We start from the raw sequence: 22,223 nt of genomic DNA on the forward strand, positions 1-22,223 counted from the left end.
GCACTTGGATAATTATGCATGATTGATATTTGGTTACAATTACGGCTATAGTTATAGGCTATACCGATTTAATTTTTTAAGTCTATACTATTAAATAGAGACTTATTAATCTCAAATTACGGCACTTGCTTTGAGGTAAATTTGCTGATATGGATATTTTTTTTGCTGTAATTAGTCAAAAGCCAAATTTCTTTTCACTACGGTTCTATGACATTGATGTCCTCTCTGTAATAAAGGCGCAAAATTTTAGGTAAGAAAAATCACAATAAGATTAAGAAGAATAGAATACCTGTAAACATAATACTGCCGCCAATATGACAGTAGTATTATGTTTACAGGTCATATAACTGAAATACTATTTCATTTTACTTCTATCAGAAAGCCATGTAGTTATAGTTCCACCCGTTTGGCCTGCATCTGCAAATGGCACTAGTATTAATTTTTGTTCTTTACCGTTCGCTGCTCCTAAGACCTCATAAGCCTGATTGCCTGCCCAATCTGCTGGCAAAACTGAACTCACCGCATTTAACTTAATTTGTTTTCCATTTAGTAGAATATCTGCTGAAGCCTTCTGATTAAGCATGTTATCTACTACCAAAACTTGCGGGCCTCGCTGAATGGCAATTTTTCCGGGATAACTAATGCTTCCGCTTAACACCTTGGTTGCAATGTTAAAAGTGATGTCAATCTTGTCGCCCTTCTTCCACACTCGGTCAAGCGTTGCAAAATCGGTTGAGGTAGTTTTATGTTTCTTATTATTTACCCAAACAGTAAAATCATCTGCCCAATATGGCTTACGCAATTGAACAGCAAACTGTCTGGCTATGGCAGGATTTACAACAATGCTTACCTTTCCGTTTGTAGGAAACTGGGTTTGGGTAGTAAACTCAACCGAGGTTTTTTCTTTATTATCCAAGTTAGTTTTAAAAACACCTGGCTGATATAAAAAGAAAGAAGGTGCACCTTTAATCTTTCCGTTTGCGAAAAGCGGGATCATGGCTATGCCGCGAGGCACACTAGAAGCGCAGCAGGACTGATAATCAATACAAGCTTTTTTACCCATAAGAGGTGTGTAATAGCTTACAAAACCAGTATGTGGATCTTGAGCCCCAATTAAGTGGTTATAAACAGAACGTTCCAATTCGTTTAGGTACTCTATTTTACCTGTTAGGCAGAAGAGCTGGTAGTTTAGTTGCACCCAAGTAGTAGTAACACAGCCTTCTCCCATATTGTCTTCAGTTTCGGCAGGCAGCAAATGGTTATCCATAAAGTGTTCTTTAGAGCTAGATGTACCTGTAATGTACAAGCGATTAGCCACAATGTCTTTCCAAGCATTTAATATTGGTGTTAAATAATAGGTGTCGCCTGTAATTTTATACAGTTTTATAACACCAACTAAATTTGAAAGCATTTCGTAAGCTTTACCATTAGCTGTTTTATCTACCCGACCCAAGGTTCCGAGCGTCGAAATTATTCGTGGCCCTTTTGGTTCATCGAAACTTTTGATAATATAATAGCAGAAATCCAGGTATTTTTTATTCCCGGTAAAACGGTAAAGGTCTGTCATTGGATCTAAAATGCAGGTAGCTGCCATGCCAACGTGCCCACCTGCATTTAAGATATTTTTCTGTCCCTTTGCAGTGCCGAATTTTTGGCATAGTAAATCGCCTATTTTGTCGGCAGCCTTTAATGCTGGTTTAAAACCTGAAATTTCATAATACTTCAAAAGCCCGATAAGATCGTACTTGTGTGACCAAACATCCCATCCTGTCCAATGATTATCCATGGCATAAGTACCCAGGTAGCCGTCGCTTAACTGCGCTGCGATCAATTTTTGTGCACTACGGTCTATCTGTATTTTCAAAGCAGGATCCATGGTATTTTCATAGGAGTTACAGGCAGCTTCCAAAAATTTGCCAATATGCTCTCCTATCCATGGATGGTTGCCTGGCCGGTTAATAAATGATCCTAGTATTTTATCTTCGTCAATCCGATATAATCGCTTTTCTATATTGACCTTCATTTTGTCGCCTAACCAGCCTGTTAGTTTCTGGTTATTTAACGCGGCCGGTTTAAACTCTTCGCCTACTTTATTTGCAATTACAGGAAACGCGACATGGTATGGGATATTTTTATAGCCATATTCATCGTTCCATAGTCCGGTATATTGATATTCTGGCACCACTACAGCGTATTCTATTTTAAGAAATGGAGATGTAGATTTAAAAACAAAATCAACGGTATTACTGCCACTGTTCAGTTTTACCTTTTTTTCTAAAGAACTGAGTTTTACATGATCCAGATCAAAAAAATCTGCTTTTATTATCCCATCAACAGCCTTTTCTGATTTATTTTGAACAGTACAGGTGAAGGTGATCTCCTTATTACTCACCTGTTGCTTGTTGGTTATACCTTTTGCACCAACCGTAAAAACAAACATTTGAGCAGGCGGCGCAGCCCCAAACTCCGGCATTCCTTCTAAGGTATTATAGCTCCACCAGTGCTTCATCCGTATGGCGAATGTATTTTCTTCATCCCATTTAATTTGTGCAGGATTAACCAAATACCCTTTTCTGGTATCGCCAGATTTGGTGGTTCCTATAAGCTTGCCGTTAAAGAAAGCATCATAGGTTTGGTCGGTCTGTCCAATAAAAAAGGCCAATGCACCTGTTTTATTGAGTTCCTTTTTAAGGCTTGATGGTATTACTACCGTTTTTCTTAGCCACACTATCGGACTTTCTTTTGGTAGTTCAGCCATTGTCCAAGACAGTTTTCCGCTAATTTCCTTCCAGGCTTTGTCATCAAAATCAGCATCCGAGTAATTCTTTTTATCGGCAAAATTGTACTTCCATTTACCATTCAGTAACAGCCCCTGACCGTGTGCTTGTAGGATGAAAATAGAAATTACAAAAAGCAGTAGCGTATATTTTTTCATTTGTGAATTAAGGTTATTAGACGTAATATCTTTAACGTCTAGCTATTTATTAAATTTTGCGTTTAGCTATTGGTACTAATTTTGTTCAGCCACCTTTTTTTACTTTAAAAACAGCTTGTATGTTTGTATTCGGTTATGCCCAATTACAGTTTTCAAGTCATTTTCACCTGTTTTAATCGGCTCGTCATCTGTTTCAATATGGGTAATCTTACTCGCTTTTAAAATTGAAGTATTACCTTTTATCGCGTAATTTATTTCTTCATTTGCCAGGTTCCATACCCGCATTACAATGCCTTTATCAATCCCTTCTTCCGCGGGTTTTAATGCCCATACCAGTACATTTGGGTCTGATATAGAAAAAAGAGAGAATTGTTTTTCAGGATAAGCAGAGCCACCAGTAATTTGATGTGACACTAAAGGATTTTGATGTTGAAGAGAAAAACGCATCGCATCAGCAGCCTTAAAACTTCCTGTATGAGGCTTTAAAGCGAGAAAGTTTTCAAAATACGAATCTCCATCCTGATTTATGATGCCTAGGCCCTCATCTATTTGTCCAGCGGCCAATACCTTGATTAATGCGGTACTATCATCAAAATTACTTACGCTACTCTCTCCCGTTTTCATAAAATAGGCCTCGCGGTTTGATAACACCATTCCATAATTTTTATCAGACATATCCGCAAAATGGTTCATCGCCAACCAGTCTAACCGACAAATACTATCGGCATAATGCCCGCCTTTAGCTACTGTTTGCGCTTTTAAAATAGCACCAGCTTCTTCATGCCAGGTTTCTGGTTTATCAATATTTAATGCGAATGAATAGGTAACTGGTTTGGCATCTAGGTTTTGGGTGATGTAGTTTTCTATTTCAACCCGCTCGTTGCCTGCAAATAACGTTATTTTAGAGGTATGCTTAATGGGTTTGTAAGATGATGCCACTAGCGTAACAGAAACTGGGCCTCTGTTTTCAATCCTTATCGGCTCGCCTTCGTCCGCTAAACCTGACCCCAGATCGTTAAAATACATTTTCTTAAAAGGCTTAATGCATTCCTTTTTGTTCTGCTTATCCCATAATCTGGTTACAACCCCCTGGGCAGTCAGGGTAATTTTATAATATTCGTTTTCAATGGTATTACCAGCTGCACTTAAGCCATTTTTCCAGGTTGTGGTTGTATTTTTTCTAATTTCAAAAACTTTATAGCCGAGCGAAGGCACATCTGAAGCCAGGATCCGTAAATAAGATTGATTCTTTTTCATAATGATTTGCGAAGGCACCGCTTTCATGCTCGTTTTGTCAATTACGGTTACATTGGCATTACCTCGATATAAATAGTCACTATAATCTGTTCTTTTCCAGCTTAGCGGATTAAATACATAAAACGCTTCATTTCCGTTGGCTTGCTTAGTAACTAACTCCCCTAGTCTTTTACTAGATTGGCTATACAGCGTATCTACATAACTGTTTAACTGTGCCGCAACTTTGCGCTGCCAGTCTGCACGTTGTTTGCGGGTAATGTATGGGCCGTCGGCTGTCCAGTCGTGTTCAAAATACATTCCACAGGCAAACCATGCTTTCTCCTTCATGTCCTCCAGATTTGAGGCAAACTTTTTGTCTTTTAAAGCAACAAGGGTGTACAAAGCTTCCGCGGCCCTTAACTTTTCAACTGACCGTTTTACTGAAGCCGAAACTTCGGCCAGAGAAGCAAAACTGTTTCCCCACTCGGTAGTGCCATAAGAAAAAGTTTCAGACGGTAGTTTGTTACCATATTGTTTTTCAAAATCCTTAAAAAAATCTATCTCGTTAGATACAATAACCTGATAATCGGCATCAGTTTTTGCTCTGGCTATTTTAGGGAAGGTATTAGTAAGGGTTTTAAGACTGTCGCCTCCTTTGCCAAAAGCTCCTGAAATTGAATACGGGTAATTTTTGGTATCGCGCATTAAATCTTTACAATCTTCTACTGCGTGTTCTGGATTAAAGGCTTCAAGATAAGTACCCATAAAGTAGCGATGATCCTTTCTTTTTGTAATTATAGCTGGGTTAACGGCATACCATTTCATCAAAACCTGCTGATCATCGAGCCCTTTATACCAATACATCTGATTTTTTCTGGTCTCGAGCCCAGTTACTTTTGATGCACATGCACAAACTCCCCTCCAGGAATATTTGGCCCCTGATCCTGCCCATAAAGACGACAAGCCCAAGGGCAGCACTTGATCTTCCATATTTAATACCAAAGGCATATCAAGGCCGTATTTGCGCTTTAATGATCCTGCATAGTACATGTCTCTTAACGTCGCTTCTGCTGGTGCAGCACCCATTAAAACAATCATCGAATTTAACGGCACGGTAATCTGGCCTGCCTTTATTTGGGTAATTAGCTTGTTAAACTGCTCGGGGCTTTTGTTTTTCTGATACGTATACACCCAGTAAGAGCCATCGCAATTCCATTTATTTTGATAAGCGTAGGGCTGTTTAGCAGTAGAATCATTAAGCTTGATATAATAATCGAGTGTTTCTAAAAAAGTGTTTTTATATTTTTCTTCATCACCTGTCCACACATAGTCGGTATGATCATCTAAGGCGATATAAATCTTTTTTTGCTGACCAAAAGCAATGGTTGACAAAAAACAAAGTAGAAGGGTATATTTCATTTCAAATAAAGATGTGGATGTAAATTATAACGATAGCTGAACTTATTTAATAAAACCGCTTGCCAACAACCAGTTGTGGCATCTGTCTATCCAAAGGTCTTTTGTACTATTATTGTTAAGTCCAAAACCGTGGCCACCTTTAGTGTATAAGTGCATTTCTACTGGCACCTTGTTTTTGAGCAGTGCCTGATAAAAAATTAGGCTATTGTCTACCTTCACCCAACCGTCATTACTCGCATGCACGATAAAAGTAGGCGGGGTTTGTGGAGTAACCTGCGTTTCGTTTGAGTAAGTATTAATCATAGCTGCCGTAGGCGAATTTCCTATTAATTTAGTGCGAGAACCTAAATGGGCGATAGTTTGATCAAAGCTGATAACGGGATAAAGTAGCATCATGAAATTTGGCCTTAAACTAACACTTGATAAATTTGGAACTACCGGACGGTCAAAGTGTGTACCCAAAGTAGATGCCAGATGTCCGCCTGCAGAAAAACCGATTACTCCTACCTTTGCGGTATCAATATTCCATTTTTTAGCCTGGCTGCGAATAAGTTTTATTGCTTGTTGGGCATCTTGCAAAGGACCAGTTTCTTTATTTTCCATGATGTTATCATTCGGCAAACGGTACTTTAACACAAAAGCGGCTATACCCATTTTTTGAAATTCTTGCGCCGAGCTATATCCTTCTAAAGACATGGCCAAAAAACCGTAACCACCACCCGGACAAATAATTATAGCAGCACCATTAGCTTTTTCTTTCTCTGGAAGATACATCGTTAACGTGGGAACGGTAACTCCCGTAACTTGCACTTTACCATCAGCTGTAGTTTCGATTTTTTCTATTACTGATGAACTTTTAGCACCGGGTATACTGCTTGTATACAAGGGAATAATTGCTTGGCTATTTGCTGCAAACGATGTTAAAAGTAAGAGGAAAAACGTACAGTGCTTTAGCATGATTGGTTATATTTTAGAGACTTATCAATTGATTACTGGATAGATGGGGATTAATCTTTACCGTTAGCCATTTGACTCTCTGGTGTTTTATTTTTCCATAATTTAAAATCATCCCAATAAATGCGTAGTGGGGTGTTGTGTGCCTTACCAAAAGCAACCAACTCTTTAGACGTGTATAATTTCATTGGATTATAACCAGTAAGTCCATCAGAATTCATATCAGTAGTGTTATGTGTAAAGTTGTGAACATCAAATACTACTTGTTTTTTACCATTTTGAGGCGTTATGGCCATATAAAATCTTCCATTTTGAGCATCTCCGTCTTTAAAATAATATTCCATGGTAAACCATTTTCCCACAGGTACTTTAATGGCTGTGTTATCAGCCTTCCAAACTTCTTTCTGACCAGCATTTTCGCCATTGAGAATAAAGTTAAAATCACTTTCTTCAGCTTTAGGCTTACCTATGCCCAATGTTACCCTGAAACCGTATTTTTCTGTGCTTACCCACCATTCGTTATTCCAGAATTCTGAAATGGTTAACCATTTTATTGGCTCAGGAAAGCTTCTAAGTACATTAAAATCGGCCGGAATAAACATCCTAACAGATTGGTAAAATTCTTTATATCCTTTTTTAATACCGTAAATATTGGCTTGTACCCTTGCTTTTTGCTGCCCTTCAGAAGCTAACCAACTATCATTAATACTAAACATCAACACCTTGTTTTTAATGTTTCCAGGTTCGGGGATAATCTGGGCAATCCTTTTGGTAGAATCGCCACCAGTGTATTGTAAGTTAAATTGTCCTCCACCAATCTTCTCCAAGTCTGCTACCCAATCATTTTTTCCATTTAGCTTGGTATCTTTTCCAATAATATCATTATCAGACCCTTTAAAAGGTATAACTTTCGAGGTGCCCTCAAATCCTGATTGAAAAATAAGTTCGGGTTTGGCGGGCTTCCCTTTTGAACTTCCTTTAGCTCCCTGCCCATAAGAATTATTAAAGGTGAACATAACTGATATTATTACCGCTATGTATACTATTTTTTGCTTAAAAACGGGTTTATTTATTGAAATCATTTTTTATTTTTTATACTTTTTAAATTAATAATACGCTTAGTTTCTATACCTTAAACTTTAGGCTCCCAGCCTTTTTCATATTTTCTAGACCACAGGTTTTCCGCGGCCTTATTATTAATAATATGGCCATTTGCAGCATTACAGTGCAAGGTATCACCTGTTCTTTGCGATATATTTGCCAAATGACACAAGAGCACACTTTTATAAGCTTCCGAAACCGGTGAATTAAGCTGAGCATTACCCCTGATTGAATCAACAAAATTTTGAAAATGATAAAGGTCTAAACTCGCAGTTGAGCTTAAAAGATTGTTAGCGTCAGCCTTACTATCAGATTTAATTTCTTTAATCAGTTTATTATCAGCATCGTAAAATTTGCTTCCCGCCGCCCCATCATAAACTAATGTTCCGTTTTCGGCATAAATTGTTGCACCCCGACTATTTTTTTCTACTGGGTATTGATTACAACTTCTGCTTTCCCAAGTTATTGCCTTTTCTTTGCCGAATTCAAAAGTGGCAATTTGCGTATCTGGTGTTTCCCAGTCATCTTTAAATGCATAGCGTCCGCCAGCAGAAGTAACTTTTGTTGGAAAATCTACGCCCAAAAACCATCTGCAAACATCAATTTCATGGGTACCATTGTTGCAAGCTTCGCCCGTTCCCCAGTTCCAGAACCAATGCCAGTTATAATGAACTAAATTACTTTTATAGGCAGATCGTGGTGCAGGTCCTTGCCATAAGTTGAAATCCAAAGTAGCTGGCACAGGAATAATATCACCATGACCAATAGATTTACGATTATTTACATACCATGCTTTCCCAAGATAAGGTTTCCCGATAATTCCGGATTTCAATAGATTAGCCGCTTCCATCACTGTAGGGAACGAACGGCGCTGGTTGCCCATTTGAATTAATTTTTTGTGTTTTGACATTGCCTGTACGAGCAATTCGCCCTCATGCGCATTATGGCCACATGGTTTTTCTACATAAACATGTTTATTGTTCGCAACACCAAGAAGTGCAGCTGGCGCATGCCAATGATCTGGAGCCGCTACAATTAAAGCATCGAAATCTGTCTTTTTAACCAAGTCATGAATATCCCTTACCAAAGTTGGCTTTCTTTTCTCATTAACAAGCGCGTTGAAGCCTTTTTGTATCGCTTTTTCTTCGACATCACAAATGTAGGCGATCTCCACATTTTCAAGCTTAGCATAACTGCTTGCCAAGAAAGAGCCCCTTCCGTTTAAACCCATTACTGCTAACTGTACTTTGTTACTGGGTGCGTTTTTCCCAAAAACAGGGAAATTAAGAATAGTTATTCCAGCTGTTGCTATAGCTGTATCTTTTACAAATTTTCTCCTGTTCATCGTAGTTTGATTCTAATTTGGTTATTAAAGTTTATAATTGGCGCCCCAAATAATTGGTAAACCAAAAATAATCCTTTTATTGTAATTCCATCTTTCTGAAATTCAATTTCTTTTGTATTACATAAGGTACGTGAACTACATATTGTTACACAGCTTATACATGAACTAATACAAATTAAAAATTGCATGGGAGTATATGGTTGCAATTTTTAATTTGTATTAGCTTATTCGAAGCTCAAACAGTCTAAAAAAAATGAACAAAAGCTAGAATATAGGGTATAACAAAAACTTGATTTGTTAAAACATTTTTCTAACATTGATAGATGAAGAATATACATGGGAATTTTAAAAAGGATGGTTTTGAAGGTCAAATGGCCATCGTTCTTCCAAAATCCATAATCAACCAATTCTGCATTAAGAACAAGATCATAGATAAGGCTTTCATTACAGATATTGGATATTATCCGAAAGCCAAATTTCATTATAGAAAGAGAGCTGGAGTTGAACAAAATATTTTAATTTATTGTGTGGAAGGCAAGGGCCAGGTAACACTTGATAAAAACAAGTACACCATTAACCCAGGAGATTTTTTTGTAATCCCTTTTGGAAAACCTCACGCCTATCAGACAGACATTGAAAACCCATGGACCATATATTGGTGCCATTTTAAAGGTGAACAAACAGATGAAATTATAAAGCAGATCTATAATAAATTTGGGTCTTTTAAAGCGAGTGTTCCTTTCACGGATAGTAGAATTGAGTTGTTTAACAAGTTATACCAAAACTTGGAGAAAGGTTATAGTTTCGAAAATATTAGCTATGTGAATCTATTATTCCCTCAATTTTTAGGCTCTTTTTTATTCAACCAAAAATTTACACCTAATCTAGCGCTTGACACGCCCGACATTATTGACTTATCAATTCAACTGATGCAAGAAAATATTTTCAAGTCACTGTCCCTAAAGGAACTAGCAGAACACGTAAACAGTTCACCAAGCAATTATTCTGCAGTTTTTAGAAAGAAAACTGGTTTTCCGCCTGTAGCATATTTTAATCACCTTAAAATACAGAAAGCTTGTCAGTTTTTACAATTTACGGATCTCAGGATCAAAGAAATAGCATTAAGGTTAGGCATTGAAGATCAATATTATTTTTCTCGCTTATTTACAAAAATAATGAGCTGTTCTCCATCAACATATCGAGAACAAAAAACAGCTGTTAGATGACCTGAAATACTTAATTGATGTTAATTGATCGCTTAAAAGATATATCGAACATTTTTGTTAATGGCAATTTTTAGTATTAGCCTCCTATGTTAGCTTGATGTAAATTGCATCTTGTCTCAATACTCATATATCAATACTCATATCTACGTGGTTTAATTTTTGTCGTGTACTTACATTGATATTATATGGGTTTTGGAAATAACCTGAATGATAATTTTGTCTATTATGTTAAGATTTAAGTCCATTGATTAAGCACCTTTATATCTTTACTATTGTATCAAGAACCATCTATTAATTTATTGTTATGAACAAAAGCAACCCCATGTTTAACACTCGTTATATCATTTTCATTTCCTTTATTTCGGCACTTGGAGGTTATCTCTTTGGATTTGATTTTGCAGTTATTGCCGGTGCGCTTCCCTTTTTAAAAGAACAATTTTCCTTTAACGCCTATTGGGAAGGTTTTGCAACTGCTTCATTGGCATTAGGTTGTGTAATTGGCTGCCTAGTTGCTGGATCATTTTCAGATAAATATGGCCGTAGGCCAGGCTTAATGCTAGCTGCATCAATTTTTTTTATTTCTTCCTTGGCAATGGCGTTTTCACATAATAGGGACCTGTTTGTCTTTGCACGTTTTGTTGCGGGCATAGGTGTAGGAATGGCTTCCATGTTATCGCCAATATACATAGCAGAAGTAGCTCCTGCAAGTACAAGAGGGCGTATGGTGGCCATCAATCAGCTTACTATAGTTATTGGCATCTTAATTACTAATTTAGTTAATTACGCTCTAAGAAATAACGGACCAGACGCTTGGAGATGGATGGTTGGGCTTGGAGCAGTACCATCAGGTATATTTTTATTGGGAATCATTAGGCTGCCAGAAAGCCCACGATGGTTGCTTAAAGAAGGTAAAAATGAAAAAGCAGCAGCTATTTTAGCTAAAATAGGCAATAGCGATTTTGTAAAGGAAACAGAAACCAACATTAAAAATTCTTTAAAAGGCGTCTCCGTAAAATTCAGCTATGCTGCCGTTTTTAAGAAAGCGGTTTTGCCAGCGGTATTTGTAGGAATTGGATTGGCAGTATTTCAACAGTTTTGTGGTATAAACGTAGTATTTAATTTTACGACCACTATTTTTGAAAGTGTAGGTTTTACTACTGACGACCAATTAAAACAAACCGTTTTTATAGGCATAGTTAACTTGGTTTTTACGCTTTTAGCCATGTGGCAAGTAGATAAGTTGGGTCGTAAGCCATTAATGATATTAGGTTGCTTAGGATTGGCAATTTTATATATCATAAGTGGCTTTTTGCTACAAACAAAATCTCCACTAGCAGCTTGGCCACTATTGGCTGCAATTGGAGTTTACGCTATGACAATAGGCCCAGTTACATGGGTGCTAATTTCCGAAATATTTCCGACACAAATTCGGGGTGCGGCTACATCAGTGGCAGTAATCTCATTATGGTTGTCTTATGCTTTACTTGTTTTTACATTTCCAATTTTGGCCAGTAAGTTAGGTGCCTATACTCCTTTTTACATCTATGCTGGCATTTGTGTAATCGGGTTTTTGTTTGTGCGTAGTAAAGTAAAAGAAACCAAAGGGCAGACATTGGAAGAACTGGAGAATAATTTCATCGGACATTAATTAAGATTTAATATGAACGTAAAGGCTTGGACTGAAAAAGTTAACATTCCGACATACGAGGTTGGCGAACCTGATAAGAACCCTATGTTTTTTGAAAAACGTGTATATCAGGGAAGTAGTGGGGTGGTTTATCCAAACCCAGTGATAGAAAAAATTTTCGATGAAAAAGCTGATAAAGAATACAATGCTGTTTACCTAGAGAACAAATATTTGAAAATAATGATTTTGCCTGAACTTGGAGGTAGGGTTCAAATGGCATTTGATAAAATCAAGAATAGACATTTTGTTTATTATAATCAAGTAATTAAACCTGCGTTGGTGGGATTGTGTGGCCCTTGGATTTCTGGTGGTATAGAATTTAACTGGCCACAACATCATAGGCCGAGCACTTATGAGGCTGTAGGATATGCTATTGAAGAAAATGAAGATGGAAGCAAAACAATTTGGGTAAATGAAATAGAAAAAATGTTCCACACAAAAGGTATGGCAGGATTTACACTACATCCTGATAAGGCATATTTAGAAATTAATGCCAAATTGAGCAATTTAACAAGTACACCTCAAACCTTTTTGTGGTGGGCAAATCCTGCAGTTAAAGTTCATGATGACTACCAGTCGGTATTTCCTCCTGATGTGAACGCAGTTTTCGATCATGGAAAAAGAGATGTTTCTAGCTTTCCAATCGCAACAGGTACTTATTACAAAGTAGATTATTCTCCAGGAACTGATATTTCTAACTATAAGAATATTCCAGTGCCAACATCTTACATGGCGGTAAATTCCAAGTATAATTTTTTAGGAGGCTATGAGCATGATATTGAGGCAGGCATGCTCCATATCGCAGATCACCATGTATCCCCAGGCAAAAAGCAATGGACATGGGGAAATGGAGATTTTGGGCTTGCTTGGGATAGAAATTTAACTGATGAAGATGGGCCCTATATCGAACTCATGGCGGGAGTTTTTACCGATAACCAACCAGATTTTACTTGGTTAAAACCTTTTGAAGAGAAAATATTTACCCAGTATTTTCTGCCATACCGCGAGCTGGGCGTAGTTAAAAATGCCTCTAAAGATATTTTGCTAAGTATTGATGCCGTAGGAAATATAGTAACAGTAAAAATATTCGTTACCTCAACACAGGAATTAAAAATTAACCTGATTAAGGGTGAGGAAATATGTTTAAGCAAAAAACTGGAATTATCTCCTGAAAACGTATTTATAGAGGAAATTGAATTTTTAAACCAAGTAGATATTAAAGAGTTTAAGGTTTATATCTTTAAAAAAGATGGTAAAGAAATATTAAAACACAACCCTAGCGATGATGAAAGCTCAGAGAAATTGCCTGAAGCTGCAAAGCCGGCATTGCAACCAGACGAAATAGAAAGTGCAGAAGAACTATTTTTAACGGGTCAACATTTAGAGCAATATCGCCACGCTACTTTTAGGCCAATGCCATATTATTTGGAAGCTTTGAAAAGAAATCCAAGTGACATTAGAAACAATAATGCAGTTGGCCTTTGGTATTTTAAAAAAGGATTATTTGCAGAAAGTGTTCCTTATTTTAAAAATGCTGTTGCAACAATTACCAGTCGAAACCCAAATCCTTACAATTGCGAACCCTATTATAATTTAGGCCTAGCACAATTGTTCCTTAATGAAACGGATGCAGCTTACGCTAATTTCTTTAAGGCTAGTTGGGATAAGGCTTATCAAGATTCAGCCTATTACTATATTGCCCAAATTGATTTCGTAAAAGGCAATTTTGAGGATTGTTTACCACATATTAATTGGGCTATTGATAGAAATGCCCGAAACGGTAAAGCTTATGTGATAAAAACTGCTGCTTTAAATAAACTAGGATTTAAAAAACAAGCGCTCGAATTAATTGAACAAGCTTTAAAAAAAGATTTATTTAACTTGACTGCCCGCTATGAGCGTTACTTATTGGCAAAAGAAGCTGGGGAAGATCAAAATGCCAGTGAAACAAAAGCAGAGCTTATCAAATTAAGTGGACAAACATCGCATAATGCCATTGAGTATGCCATTGATTATTTTGGTATGGGTGAATATCAAAAAGCCATTGATTTTATGGAATTAGTTGCATTTAAAAACTGGGATGAACCTCTGATTAATTATTATATTGCTTTTGCTTATTTGCAGTTAAATGATAAAGAATTAGTGGTTAAGCACCTTCAGAAGGCCGCTAATGCAGCTAGTGCTTATTGCTTCCCTAATCGCCTACAGGATATTTTAGTTTTAAATGCAGCAATTGAAAACAACCCAAAAGATGGTAAAGCTTTATACTATTTAGGAAATTTATATTACGATAAGCAACAATATGATTTAGCAATTTCTTTATGGGAAAGAGCAGCAGAATTAGATCCTGAATTTGCTACTGTAAACCGGAATTTAGGTCTGGCTTATTATAACAAAATGCATAATGAAATTGATGCCCTTAGTTATTATGAAAAAGCCTTTGCATTAAATGTTAAAGATCCGAGGGTGTTGATGGAATTAGATTCGCTTTATAAAAGACTGAATAGAACTCCAAAATCAAGATTAGAATTTTTAATGAAAAATCAAGTAGTTGCTGAGCAGAGAGATGATCTTTATTTAGAAATAGTAAGTATCCAAAACATTTTGGGCAACTATGAAAAAGCTTATGATTTACTCAAGGGTCGTAAATTTCATCCTTGGGAAGGCGGCGAAGGAAAAGTTGCTGAACAATATATTTTTGCTTTGGTAGAAATAGCCAAGCAAAATATTACTGAAAAAAATTATAGCAAAGCCATTGGTCTTTTAGAAAAGGCACAGTTTTATCCAGAAAACTTGGGAGAAGGGAAACTTCCTGGAGCACAAGAAAACGATATTTTTTATTGGCTAGGCTGTGCTTACCTAGGTTTGGAGGAGAAAGAAAAAGCTAAGCAATTTTGGGGAAAAGCCACTATCGGTCAAGACGAACCAGGGATTGCCTTGTTTTATAATGATCAGCGGCCAGATAAAATATTTTATCAAGGTTGTGCATGGGTTAAACTAGGGCAATTAGCTAAAGCTGAGAATATATTTAACAAATTAGTTAATTATGGAGAGCGAAATATGGCACAGGAAGTAACTTTAGATTATTTCGCGGTTTCGCTACCTGATTTATTGATTTTTGAAACCGATTTGAATATCAATAACAAAATTCACTGTCTATATATTGCTGGTTTAGGGTATTATGGAATAGGCGAAAACAAAAAGGCTGAAGAATTTTTTGAAAACATATTAGCCATTGACGAAATGAACAGTGGTGCAAAATCACATTATAATTTACTCACAAATTTATCTGTCACAAAAAATGAGCTGTAAGGTCAGGAAAACCTAATCACCATCAAAATAGAAAACGACTGTTACTAACTATTCACATGGTCAAGCTACTGTCTCCGTGCGGACCATATTCTTAAAGATAATTAAGAAAGGAAAAGCTGTAAGTAGTAATTTTTAAACATTTAATATTTACTTTTTTAATGGAACTTGCTATTCTGTCTAGCATATTGGCCAAGCAGAATGTTATTCAATATGAATTTACGACTATGCTCTGACAACATTCCTATTAACGGAAGACTTCCGAACTATCATCTTAGTAGATATAATTTTGTGTATTTTAGCTTCTTGAGTGGACTCACCCAGTCGGGTCAACAGAATGTCCATTATCCCTACGGCAATCTCTTCGAGAGGTTGCACGATAGCGGTAATTGGTACTGGCAAAAATTGGAGGATCTCGATATCATCAAAGGATATCATAGCAAATTGCTCTAAAAGTTTTGGGTCTATTGATATGAGGAGACGCAGAGCTTGCATGGTAATATAATTGGCTGCAAAAAGAAATGCATCTGGTTTGTCATTTCCTTTAATTATATCCCAAAACCCTCCTCCGTGTTCTATTGGACTGGAAAGGTATATAACCCTTTCAACCATGCCATAATCTTTTATTGCACGTTGATAGCCCGTGCAACGATCGATCATTTGCTGCTGAGTAGTTTGAGGCCCGACAAACGCTATTCGTGAATAACCATTTTTAATAAGATGGATTGTTGCGGCATACGTGCTATCTATATTATTTACAATAACATAATCGGTATTAAGGTCCAATAAATATCGGTCAAAGAGTACCATGGGGATGTTTTTTTCGAGTAGTTTACTTATTTCCTGCTCTACCCCTTCCGCAAGAGCAATTATATAGCCATCTACACTCCTATCGTTAAGCATGGAAATAAGCTCAGAGGCCTTTTTAGGGTCATTTCCTGTGCAACAGAAAAGTATTTTATAGCCGCTAGCCGTTGCCTTTTCATCTAAATATTTAGCGATTCCACTAAAAAATGGCTCGGAGATATCGTCAACCAGAAATCCTATAGTTTTACTTTTCCCCGTCCTAAGTCCCTGCGCCATGGAATGTGGCTGATAGCCCAATTCCGTGATTACCTTCTTTACTTTGGCAGTCATCGTTTCGCTAATTTTTTTCTCGTTTGCTCTTCCATTGATGACAAAAGATACAGTCGTTATTGATGTCCCACATTTTATCGCAATATCTTTCATCGAAATTTTATTAACCATGTTGCGCTAAATTTTTATATATCATTTTTTTTAAAAGAACGGCAGACCTGAAAGCGCTCATTGGTTGGCTCAAATTTAAGAATGCCAGTTAGTTTTTTTAGATACTAATATCATTATTAATCGACTTAGTTCGTGTTTCTGCGAAGGTTTATATATAGACAATAGATGGGATAGCTACTTTAGAAGGTTTTACTTACAAAGCCTTTTAATTGGTGAGAGCAATATACCATCTAATCATTGAGCAGCGTATATTAACCTGTTCCAAGTCAGTCTCGCTAATTAACAACAAACTGTTTATAAGAACGAAGTTCGATCAGTTTACTGAAGCTCAGATCATATCTAATTGATTAACTTTAAACATATTCTATATTGAACTGGTATGTTTAGAGATATGTAATTACACCAAAACATTTTTTTTCTCAATGCTAATACCCATATTAGTTTCAATAAACCCTCAAGCATTCTGCATGATGAAGCCAAAAATGCTCAGGATAAACTGCACTGTAATTACTTTAATAAAATTTAAATCCTCATCTCTCTTTCTGTGCTTTCATTTTAGCATACCGTTTAAATACATATTAGAAACATATACGGAGTACATGACATCGATTTATTTTCATGAACCATCTACTGCAATTTTGTACTCCAATTGTAGAAAAATTTATTGAGCAACGTGTTACGTAAGACTAGTGACTAATTCAGCGGGCAGCCCATGCAATTTTTTGCATATTATTTTCTTAGGATCTGCTCAAAACCACTTGCTGTAATTCTTTTGGTATCCCCAGTGTATTCATTGGCTGTCCCATCGGAAAGTTATAGGTATCTTTTTGATCATTGTAATATAGGTTGCTTGCTGAAAACGGGCGTTTGCTATTGTAATTTTTATTCTGCTCCTTATCGACCATGTTATATTTCACATAACCGTTTATTTCTTTTGTTTCAAGTAGTGAGTCCCCTGTAAATGGATAAACCGCTGTCAATTGACCCTATCTTGCCGAAAATATTCTTGTCGTAAAAGGTTATTTCTTAATGAGCTTACAAATAATTAAAATTGGTGCAAAGGGGGTAAATTAATCGGTTTGTCCAATTTCTCCTCTATAACCGCCATCGGCAATTATGATCTTGATGCTACAAAGAAAATCCCTAAGCACCCGCATCAATAACATAACCGCCTTACTATCATGTACATGCGCTACCGTAACCATTATGGCTATAAAAAACCTTTCTTATCAACCACCACATGTCTTTTTATCCCTTTTACTTTTTTGTTGCCGTCAAAACTATTTAGCGCCTTGTTGTTCCCCCAACGAACACTTTGGCTGTCAAGAATGCCCAAACTTGGCTCTGCATTCTGGCCCAGCCCGAACCTTACCTTTTCACATAGTTTTTCTAAGAGAATGTCCAATTGGCACAGGTCAGACCATTTTTTGTAATAATAATAAACAAGTTGCCAATTTGGAAAATCGCTGGGCAGCATCCGCCATTGACAACCTGTTTTCACAAGGTAGTGGATGGCATTCCATATTATCCTAAGGCTGTACTTCCGCTTGCGACTACACAAATTCAAGGTCTTTTTTATAAATTGCCATTGGCTATCGCTCATGTTGGTCGGATAAGTCATATCTAATTGAGTTTGTAGTGATTCACAATTAATATGTTTTCCCCAACTTAGCGGTAGCTTTTTTATCAACTTATGCTCATAAACAAAAAAATCAAACTATTTTTAAACAGGCTCTTAGTTACTTGCTTTTAACAACAATCCTAGATAATCGAATCACTAACAAAATTCTATTTGATCCTCATGAGGGATTAAAGACGCTATTTATCCTGCTCAAATTTTTGGGTAAATACATAGCTTAGGTTAAGCAATTCCGCCAATTGATTATAGAAAAATAGCATATCTGTTAGCTCCTCTCCATCGGGCCATTCAGCGGAAAATGCACCCATCCCTTCTACAGCTCCCAAAGTTTGGTTCTGGATTCTTGGACCCTAGCCATCGTCGTTACTGGACCCATTCAGACATCATGCAGTGCTTTAACTTTGCTGCCACATTCAAATAATTGAGTTTACATTAAATCATTAACTATGAAAAAGATCGCATTAATCATTTTAGCAATGTGCGCAGGATTTGTAACAGCACATGCACAACATGATTCAAAATCAGTAAACGTAACTAAAACACCGGCCAAGGTGATTTTCAAACAATTGATCAATACCACGGATTTGAAAAACCAGGAAATTACGGTAATAGTGGTAACCATCGCACCAGGTGAAGTTTCTGGAGCGCACATACACCCGATCCCTACGGTTGGCTATGTATTGGAAGGCGAAGTGGAAATGAACTTTAATGGTAAGACCCATCGTTTCAAGCAGGGAGATGCCTTCTACGAAGTTCCCAATCAAATCCATAAAGGGACAAAGAACCTAAATTCAACAAAAGATGCAAAGCTATTGGTATATTTTATTGGACCTAAAGGGAAGCCATTTATAGCTCCCGCCCATTAATAAGGTGAAGGGTTAACTATGGCTTATTTGGTGATCTTCGACAAGATATTAACAGCACATTCCATGTCTTCTTCGCTCAGAGATGCAAACCCAAAACGTAAGCCGTTATCGTTGACATCACCTTTTTTTTGAAAAGTTGTTCCGATCAACAATAGGCCATTGCGGGCTGCATCAGCAAGCACCTTGTTGATCTGATATTTATCTCTGAATCGTAGCCATACGGACATACCGCCTTGTGGTTTGGTAAATTCGACAGCATGACTCAGTTTCCGGGTTAAAAGATCACAAATAAGATCACATCGTTGTGCATACAATTTGTTGGATTTGTTGATATGGCGACTGAGGTCTCCCTTAATGATCATCTGCGCAAGCATATATTCCATAAAGGTATCGCCCCGCAGGTCAATAAGCCGCTTAAGGTGGATAGCTTTTTTTAATATTTCGGGTGCAGCGATTAAGTATCCCAATCTTACTGACGGGGCAATTAGTTTAGTAAATGACCCTATATAAATAATTTTGCCATTATGACTGGCACTGGCCAAAGGAAGGATGGGACTGTTCTTATAATGAAAATCATAATCGTAGTCATCCTCCATTAAAAAGAGATTATGTTCATCAATCAATTGGAGCAATCTCAGTCTTCGGTTAGCAGACATGGTTACTGTGGTCGGATGATGATGGTGTGGAACAATATATAACAGCTTAATCGGCTGTTTTTCTAAGACCTTTTCCAACTGATCTACATTAATTCCGTCCTGGTCTACAGGAATGGTGATAATGTTCGCACCGGCATTTGTCATGATCTCGGTGGCAAATAAATAATTAGGGTCACTGACAACGACATTGTCTCCGGGTTTCAATAGCACCATCGCGGCAATATAAATGGCCATTTGCGCCCCGCGGGTTATTATGATATCTGATTTGCTTATATTAAGTCCCCTTGTTTCGTTGAGAAAAATACTGGTTGCTTCCCGAAGCAGCTCTAAGCCACCGTCATCGCGCAGGGCTATCAGCATTTTTATTTTTTTACTGCTCACAGGATCGCGGTATACCTCGCTGATTTCTTTAAAGGGAGCCAGTCTGACATCCGGGAAACCGTCATTAACCACAATATCTTTACTAGTTATTTTTCTTGCTTCAACTGCTGGAGAGACTAAGCTGGTATACTTTAAATCTCTAGGTACAGTTGGAATAAAATGATTTCTAGGTTGAAACGATCTTGGTTTAATCACGGGTAATTCGGGAATTACCCGATAGCCTTTTCTGGGTACGGCCTCGATCCATTCCTGAGATAAAAGTTCCTCATATGCATTGATCACTGTTTTACGGTTTACATTCAGTAGATGTGCCATTTGCCGGGTCCCTGGGAAATAGGTTCCTGGCTGAATAGTTCCCTCTTGTATCAGGCTGATCAATCTGTTGGTGATCTGCTTGTAAATAGGAAAAATCTTGTCTCTGTCAGGAAGGATCAGATTTTGGAAAGGCAGCATATTAACTTTCAGGTAACTGGTTGGCAGGTATGCAATAAAAATACAATTTATATCAATACTGTCCTAAACGTTTATTGATTTCTTAAATATCCTTTGCAAAGACTGAATCAATTGTGTTTTAATTGTTCTTTAGAAAAGAGTCCAATGTATACTAAAGTTTGGTTCGGCTTTTGGTGATCCCCTTCTGAGCCAGTTACCGTATTCATTCTAAAAGCAGGCGTTTAAAATTCAATTAACGAGCAATCCCGATGTTCCAGTTATCGGATTTATTAACTGGACCACCTGATTCCAATCGACTGGTACCCCAAACATGAATTTACGTCCTTTAACTTTGCTATTTCTAAAAATAGAACAAATGAAAAATTCTTCAGGGATCGCCCAGTTATTTTTACGCATTGCGCTTAGCCTTGGCTTTTTACTGCCTGTGATGGACAGATTAGGCTGGATGGGTGCTCATGGTTCGAGTGGAGTTGCCTGGGGCGACTGGAAACATTTTATTGATTATTCCAATATTTTAATGCCCTTTCTAAACAGACCATATGCTAATATAATGGGATTGACCGCTACAGTTTCTGAAGTAGTGTTTGGCATATGTCTGATTGTCGGCTTAAAGATCAAGCAGATCGCTTTAGGGGCAGCTATCCTGACTCTTGGTTTTGGCCTATGCATGGCCATATTTTTAAACATTGGCGCGCCTTTCACTTACCCTGTATTTGTTTTCACGGGAGCCGCCCTTGTCCTTTCGGGAATCGGCCATTATAAATGGAGCATAGATGATTATATCGCAGTTAAAAACGCATAAATTAAAACAATTATATGAACAGGTTAAAAATGAACGAAGCATTTCCTGAAAGCTACAAGTTGTTGCGGGAAATAGATACCTTAATCAAAAAGACAGGGATACCACCGCTGTATTTGGAATTGATCAAACTCCGAGCATCCCAATTGAACGGCTGCGCCTATTGCTTAAATATTCATAGCAATGATGCCATAAAATATGGAGAAGATCCCAAGCGTATTTATGTGCTAAGCGCTTGGCGCGAGGCAAAGGAGTGGTTTACCGAAGAAGAACAAGTCATTTTGCAGCTCACTGAAGAAATTACGCAAATCAGAAACCATGGTATCAGTGACGAGGTTTACAATAAGTCCATCGAACTATTCGGTGAGCAAAAAACAGTCTATCTGATCACGGCAGCGATCAATATTAATTCATGGAACAGGCTTGGCGTCGGTCTGAATATGCACCCGGTAAATAATAAATCTTAAGCACATGACCTTAACATGCCTCAAAGCGCAAACTAAAGCGGATATTGAATTTTGTAAGGAAGCAATCCTGGAATTCCGTAAAAGCTTAGATCCAGAAAAAGTGGTTGATCATGTTTATCAAATGATTACTCAGGAAGGTTTTGAATTAGTTTTTATTCCTAATGCAGACAATACTAAAGCCGGGGCATTTATCGGTTACCGTATTATGAATTTATTACGTACTGGACCGGTAATCTATGTTGACGATCTATTTACCTTTTCCGAATGCCGGGGTAAAGTGGAGTTGCTACATTTGACTGGAGGAATTTAGTTGTCAGATTTAACTAGAAACTTTTAAATTTGATTATATGAGCAAACGAGTATTTGATGATTCCTTCAAAAAAATGGCTATAGATTTATCTAATAGCCGAGGATCGGTGAAAGAGGTTGCAGATGAGCTTGGAATAAACGATAGCCTTCTGAGTAAATGGAGACAGCGTGAGTCGGAGCCCAAACAGAGTCC

General features: G+C 37.3%; 18 protein-coding genes. 8 read left to right on the forward strand and 10 right to left on the reverse strand.

Annotated features, from left to right (window positions below; translation table 11 throughout):
- Positions 1-355: 355 nt before the first annotated feature.
- The 5 genes from GJU39_RS12885 to GJU39_RS12905 all read right to left on the reverse strand — a co-directional run bounded on the left by GJU39_RS12885 (position 356) and on the right by GJU39_RS12905 (position 8,990).
- Positions 356-2,935 (reverse strand): beta-L-arabinofuranosidase domain-containing protein, encoded by a 2,580-nt coding sequence (locus tag GJU39_RS12885; protein ID WP_154281210.1) that lies wholly within the window; start codon positions 2,933-2,935, stop codon positions 356-358.
- Between the two features lie 99 nt (positions 2,936-3,034).
- Positions 3,035-5,590, reverse strand: a complete 2,556-nt coding sequence (locus GJU39_RS12890; RefSeq protein WP_154281211.1) for a glycoside hydrolase family 38 C-terminal domain-containing protein — start codon at positions 5,588-5,590, stop codon at positions 3,035-3,037.
- Between the two features lie 42 nt (positions 5,591-5,632).
- The gene (locus GJU39_RS12895; RefSeq protein ID WP_245227864.1) at positions 5,633-6,475 is read right to left on the reverse strand and encodes an alpha/beta hydrolase; all 843 of its coding nucleotides are present in this window, start codon (positions 6,473-6,475) and stop codon (positions 5,633-5,635) included.
- Between the two features lie 122 nt (positions 6,476-6,597).
- Positions 6,598-7,560: a hypothetical protein gene (locus GJU39_RS12900; RefSeq protein WP_154281213.1), complete on the reverse strand. Its 963-nt coding sequence runs from the start codon at positions 7,558-7,560 to the stop codon at positions 6,598-6,600.
- A gap of 116 nt (positions 7,561-7,676) precedes the next feature.
- A complete protein-coding gene (locus GJU39_RS12905) occupies positions 7,677-8,990 on the reverse strand; it encodes a Gfo/Idh/MocA family protein (RefSeq protein WP_154281214.1) in 1,314 nt (437 codons plus the stop codon).
- 323 nt (positions 8,991-9,313) lie between these two features.
- Between GJU39_RS12905 and GJU39_RS12910 the strand changes: the two genes are divergently transcribed.
- The 3 genes from GJU39_RS12910 to GJU39_RS12920 all read left to right on the forward strand — a co-directional run bounded on the left by GJU39_RS12910 (position 9,314) and on the right by GJU39_RS12920 (position 15,215).
- Positions 9,314-10,216, forward strand: coding sequence for an AraC family transcriptional regulator (locus tag GJU39_RS12910; protein WP_154281215.1), 903 nt, complete (start codon positions 9,314-9,316; stop codon positions 10,214-10,216).
- A 304-nt stretch (positions 10,217-10,520) separates the two neighbouring features.
- Entirely contained in the window at positions 10,521-11,864 is a 1,344-nt protein-coding gene (locus tag GJU39_RS12915; RefSeq protein WP_154281216.1) for a sugar porter family MFS transporter, read from the forward strand.
- 12 nt (positions 11,865-11,876) lie between these two features.
- The gene (locus tag GJU39_RS12920) at positions 11,877-15,215 is read left to right on the forward strand and encodes a DUF5107 domain-containing protein (protein WP_154281217.1); all 3,339 of its coding nucleotides are present in this window, start codon (positions 11,877-11,879) and stop codon (positions 15,213-15,215) included.
- A gap of 222 nt (positions 15,216-15,437) precedes the next feature.
- Here the strand turns inward: GJU39_RS12920 and GJU39_RS12925 are convergent, their stop codons facing one another.
- The 4 genes from GJU39_RS12925 to GJU39_RS12940 form a co-directional block, all read right to left on the reverse strand.
- Positions 15,438-16,460: a LacI family DNA-binding transcriptional regulator gene (locus GJU39_RS12925; RefSeq protein WP_154281218.1), complete on the reverse strand. Its 1,023-nt coding sequence runs from the start codon at positions 16,458-16,460 to the stop codon at positions 15,438-15,440.
- 737 nt (positions 16,461-17,197) lie between these two features.
- Complete coding sequence (locus GJU39_RS12930; RefSeq protein WP_154281219.1) at positions 17,198-17,365, reverse strand: hypothetical protein; 168 nt, start codon at positions 17,363-17,365, stop codon at positions 17,198-17,200.
- Between the two features lie 305 nt (positions 17,366-17,670).
- A complete protein-coding gene (locus GJU39_RS12935) occupies positions 17,671-18,063 on the reverse strand; it encodes a transposase (RefSeq protein WP_209437642.1) in 393 nt (130 codons plus the stop codon).
- A 215-nt stretch (positions 18,064-18,278) separates the two neighbouring features.
- Entirely contained in the window at positions 18,279-18,425 is a 147-nt protein-coding gene (locus tag GJU39_RS12940) for a hypothetical protein (protein WP_154281220.1), read from the reverse strand.
- 120 nt (positions 18,426-18,545) lie between these two features.
- Between GJU39_RS12940 and GJU39_RS12945 the strand changes: the two genes are divergently transcribed.
- The gene (locus GJU39_RS12945; protein WP_154281221.1) at positions 18,546-18,965 is read left to right on the forward strand and encodes a cupin domain-containing protein; all 420 of its coding nucleotides are present in this window, start codon (positions 18,546-18,548) and stop codon (positions 18,963-18,965) included.
- Positions 18,966-18,988: 23 nt separating this feature from the next.
- On the opposite strand, the gene pdxR is transcribed toward GJU39_RS12945, so the two are convergent.
- Positions 18,989-20,455, reverse strand: a complete 1,467-nt coding sequence (gene pdxR / locus GJU39_RS12950; RefSeq protein WP_154281222.1) for a MocR-like pyridoxine biosynthesis transcription factor PdxR — start codon at positions 20,453-20,455, stop codon at positions 18,989-18,991.
- 355 nt (positions 20,456-20,810) lie between these two features.
- On the opposite strand from pdxR, the gene GJU39_RS12955 reads away from it, so the two are divergent.
- The 4 genes from GJU39_RS12955 to GJU39_RS24295 form a co-directional block, all read left to right on the forward strand.
- Positions 20,811-21,257: a DoxX family membrane protein gene (locus tag GJU39_RS12955; RefSeq protein ID WP_167515689.1), complete on the forward strand. Its 447-nt coding sequence runs from the start codon at positions 20,811-20,813 to the stop codon at positions 21,255-21,257.
- Between the two features lie 29 nt (positions 21,258-21,286).
- Positions 21,287-21,721, forward strand: a complete 435-nt coding sequence (locus tag GJU39_RS12960) for a carboxymuconolactone decarboxylase family protein (RefSeq protein ID WP_245227866.1) — start codon at positions 21,287-21,289, stop codon at positions 21,719-21,721.
- A gap of 4 nt (positions 21,722-21,725) precedes the next feature.
- Positions 21,726-22,031 carry a hypothetical protein gene (locus GJU39_RS12965; RefSeq protein ID WP_154281225.1) on the forward strand — a complete coding sequence of 102 codons (306 nt, stop codon included), beginning with the start codon at positions 21,726-21,728 and terminating at the stop codon, positions 22,029-22,031.
- Between the two features lie 37 nt (positions 22,032-22,068).
- Positions 22,069-22,223, forward strand: a 155-nt coding sequence (locus GJU39_RS24295; protein WP_154281226.1) for a transposase, incomplete at its 3' end; no start/stop codon positions are given.

It is taken from the genome of Pedobacter petrophilus (assembly GCF_009674725.1).
GTDB classification, from domain to species: Bacteria; Bacteroidota; Bacteroidia; order Sphingobacteriales; family Sphingobacteriaceae; genus Pedobacter; species Pedobacter petrophilus.

What these genes read in the sequence shown, in the direction of transcription:
- GJU39_RS12885 (WP_154281210.1), bottom strand. Translation starts at nt 2,935, where the DNA reads ATGAAAAAATATACGCTACTGCTTTTTGTAATTTCTATTTTCATCCTA.
- GJU39_RS12890 (WP_154281211.1), bottom strand. Translation starts at nt 5,590, where the DNA reads ATGAAATATACCCTTCTACTTTGTTTTTTGTCAACCATTGCTTTTGGT.
- GJU39_RS12900 (WP_154281213.1), bottom strand. Translation starts at nt 7,560, where the DNA reads ATGTTCACCTTTAATAATTCTTATGGGCAGGGAGCTAAAGGAAGTTCA.
- GJU39_RS12905 (WP_154281214.1), bottom strand. Translation starts at nt 8,990, where the DNA reads ATGAACAGGAGAAAATTTGTAAAAGATACAGCTATAGCAACAGCTGGA.
- GJU39_RS12910 (WP_154281215.1), top strand. Translation starts at nt 9,314, where the DNA reads ATGAAGAATATACATGGGAATTTTAAAAAGGATGGTTTTGAAGGTCAA.
- GJU39_RS12915 (WP_154281216.1), top strand. Translation starts at nt 10,521, where the DNA reads ATGAACAAAAGCAACCCCATGTTTAACACTCGTTATATCATTTTCATT.
- GJU39_RS12920 (WP_154281217.1), top strand. Translation starts at nt 11,877, where the DNA reads ATGAACGTAAAGGCTTGGACTGAAAAAGTTAACATTCCGACATACGAG.
- GJU39_RS12925 (WP_154281218.1), bottom strand. Translation starts at nt 16,460, where the DNA reads ATGGTTAATAAAATTTCGATGAAAGATATTGCGATAAAATGTGGGACA.
- GJU39_RS12930 (WP_154281219.1), bottom strand. Translation starts at nt 17,365, where the DNA reads ATGGTCGATAAGGAGCAGAATAAAAATTACAATAGCAAACGCCCGTTT.
- GJU39_RS12935 (WP_209437642.1), bottom strand. Translation starts at nt 18,063, where the DNA reads ATGAGCGATAGCCAATGGCAATTTATAAAAAAGACCTTGAATTTGTGT.
- GJU39_RS12945 (WP_154281221.1), top strand. Translation starts at nt 18,546, where the DNA reads ATGAAAAAGATCGCATTAATCATTTTAGCAATGTGCGCAGGATTTGTA.
- pdxR (WP_154281222.1), bottom strand. Translation starts at nt 20,455, where the DNA reads ATGCTGCCTTTCCAAAATCTGATCCTTCCTGACAGAGACAAGATTTTT.
- GJU39_RS12955 (WP_167515689.1), top strand. Translation starts at nt 20,811, where the DNA reads ATGAAAAATTCTTCAGGGATCGCCCAGTTATTTTTACGCATTGCGCTT.
- GJU39_RS12960 (WP_245227866.1), top strand. Translation starts at nt 21,287, where the DNA reads ATGAACGAAGCATTTCCTGAAAGCTACAAGTTGTTGCGGGAAATAGAT.
- GJU39_RS12965 (WP_154281225.1), top strand. Translation starts at nt 21,726, where the DNA reads ATGACCTTAACATGCCTCAAAGCGCAAACTAAAGCGGATATTGAATTT.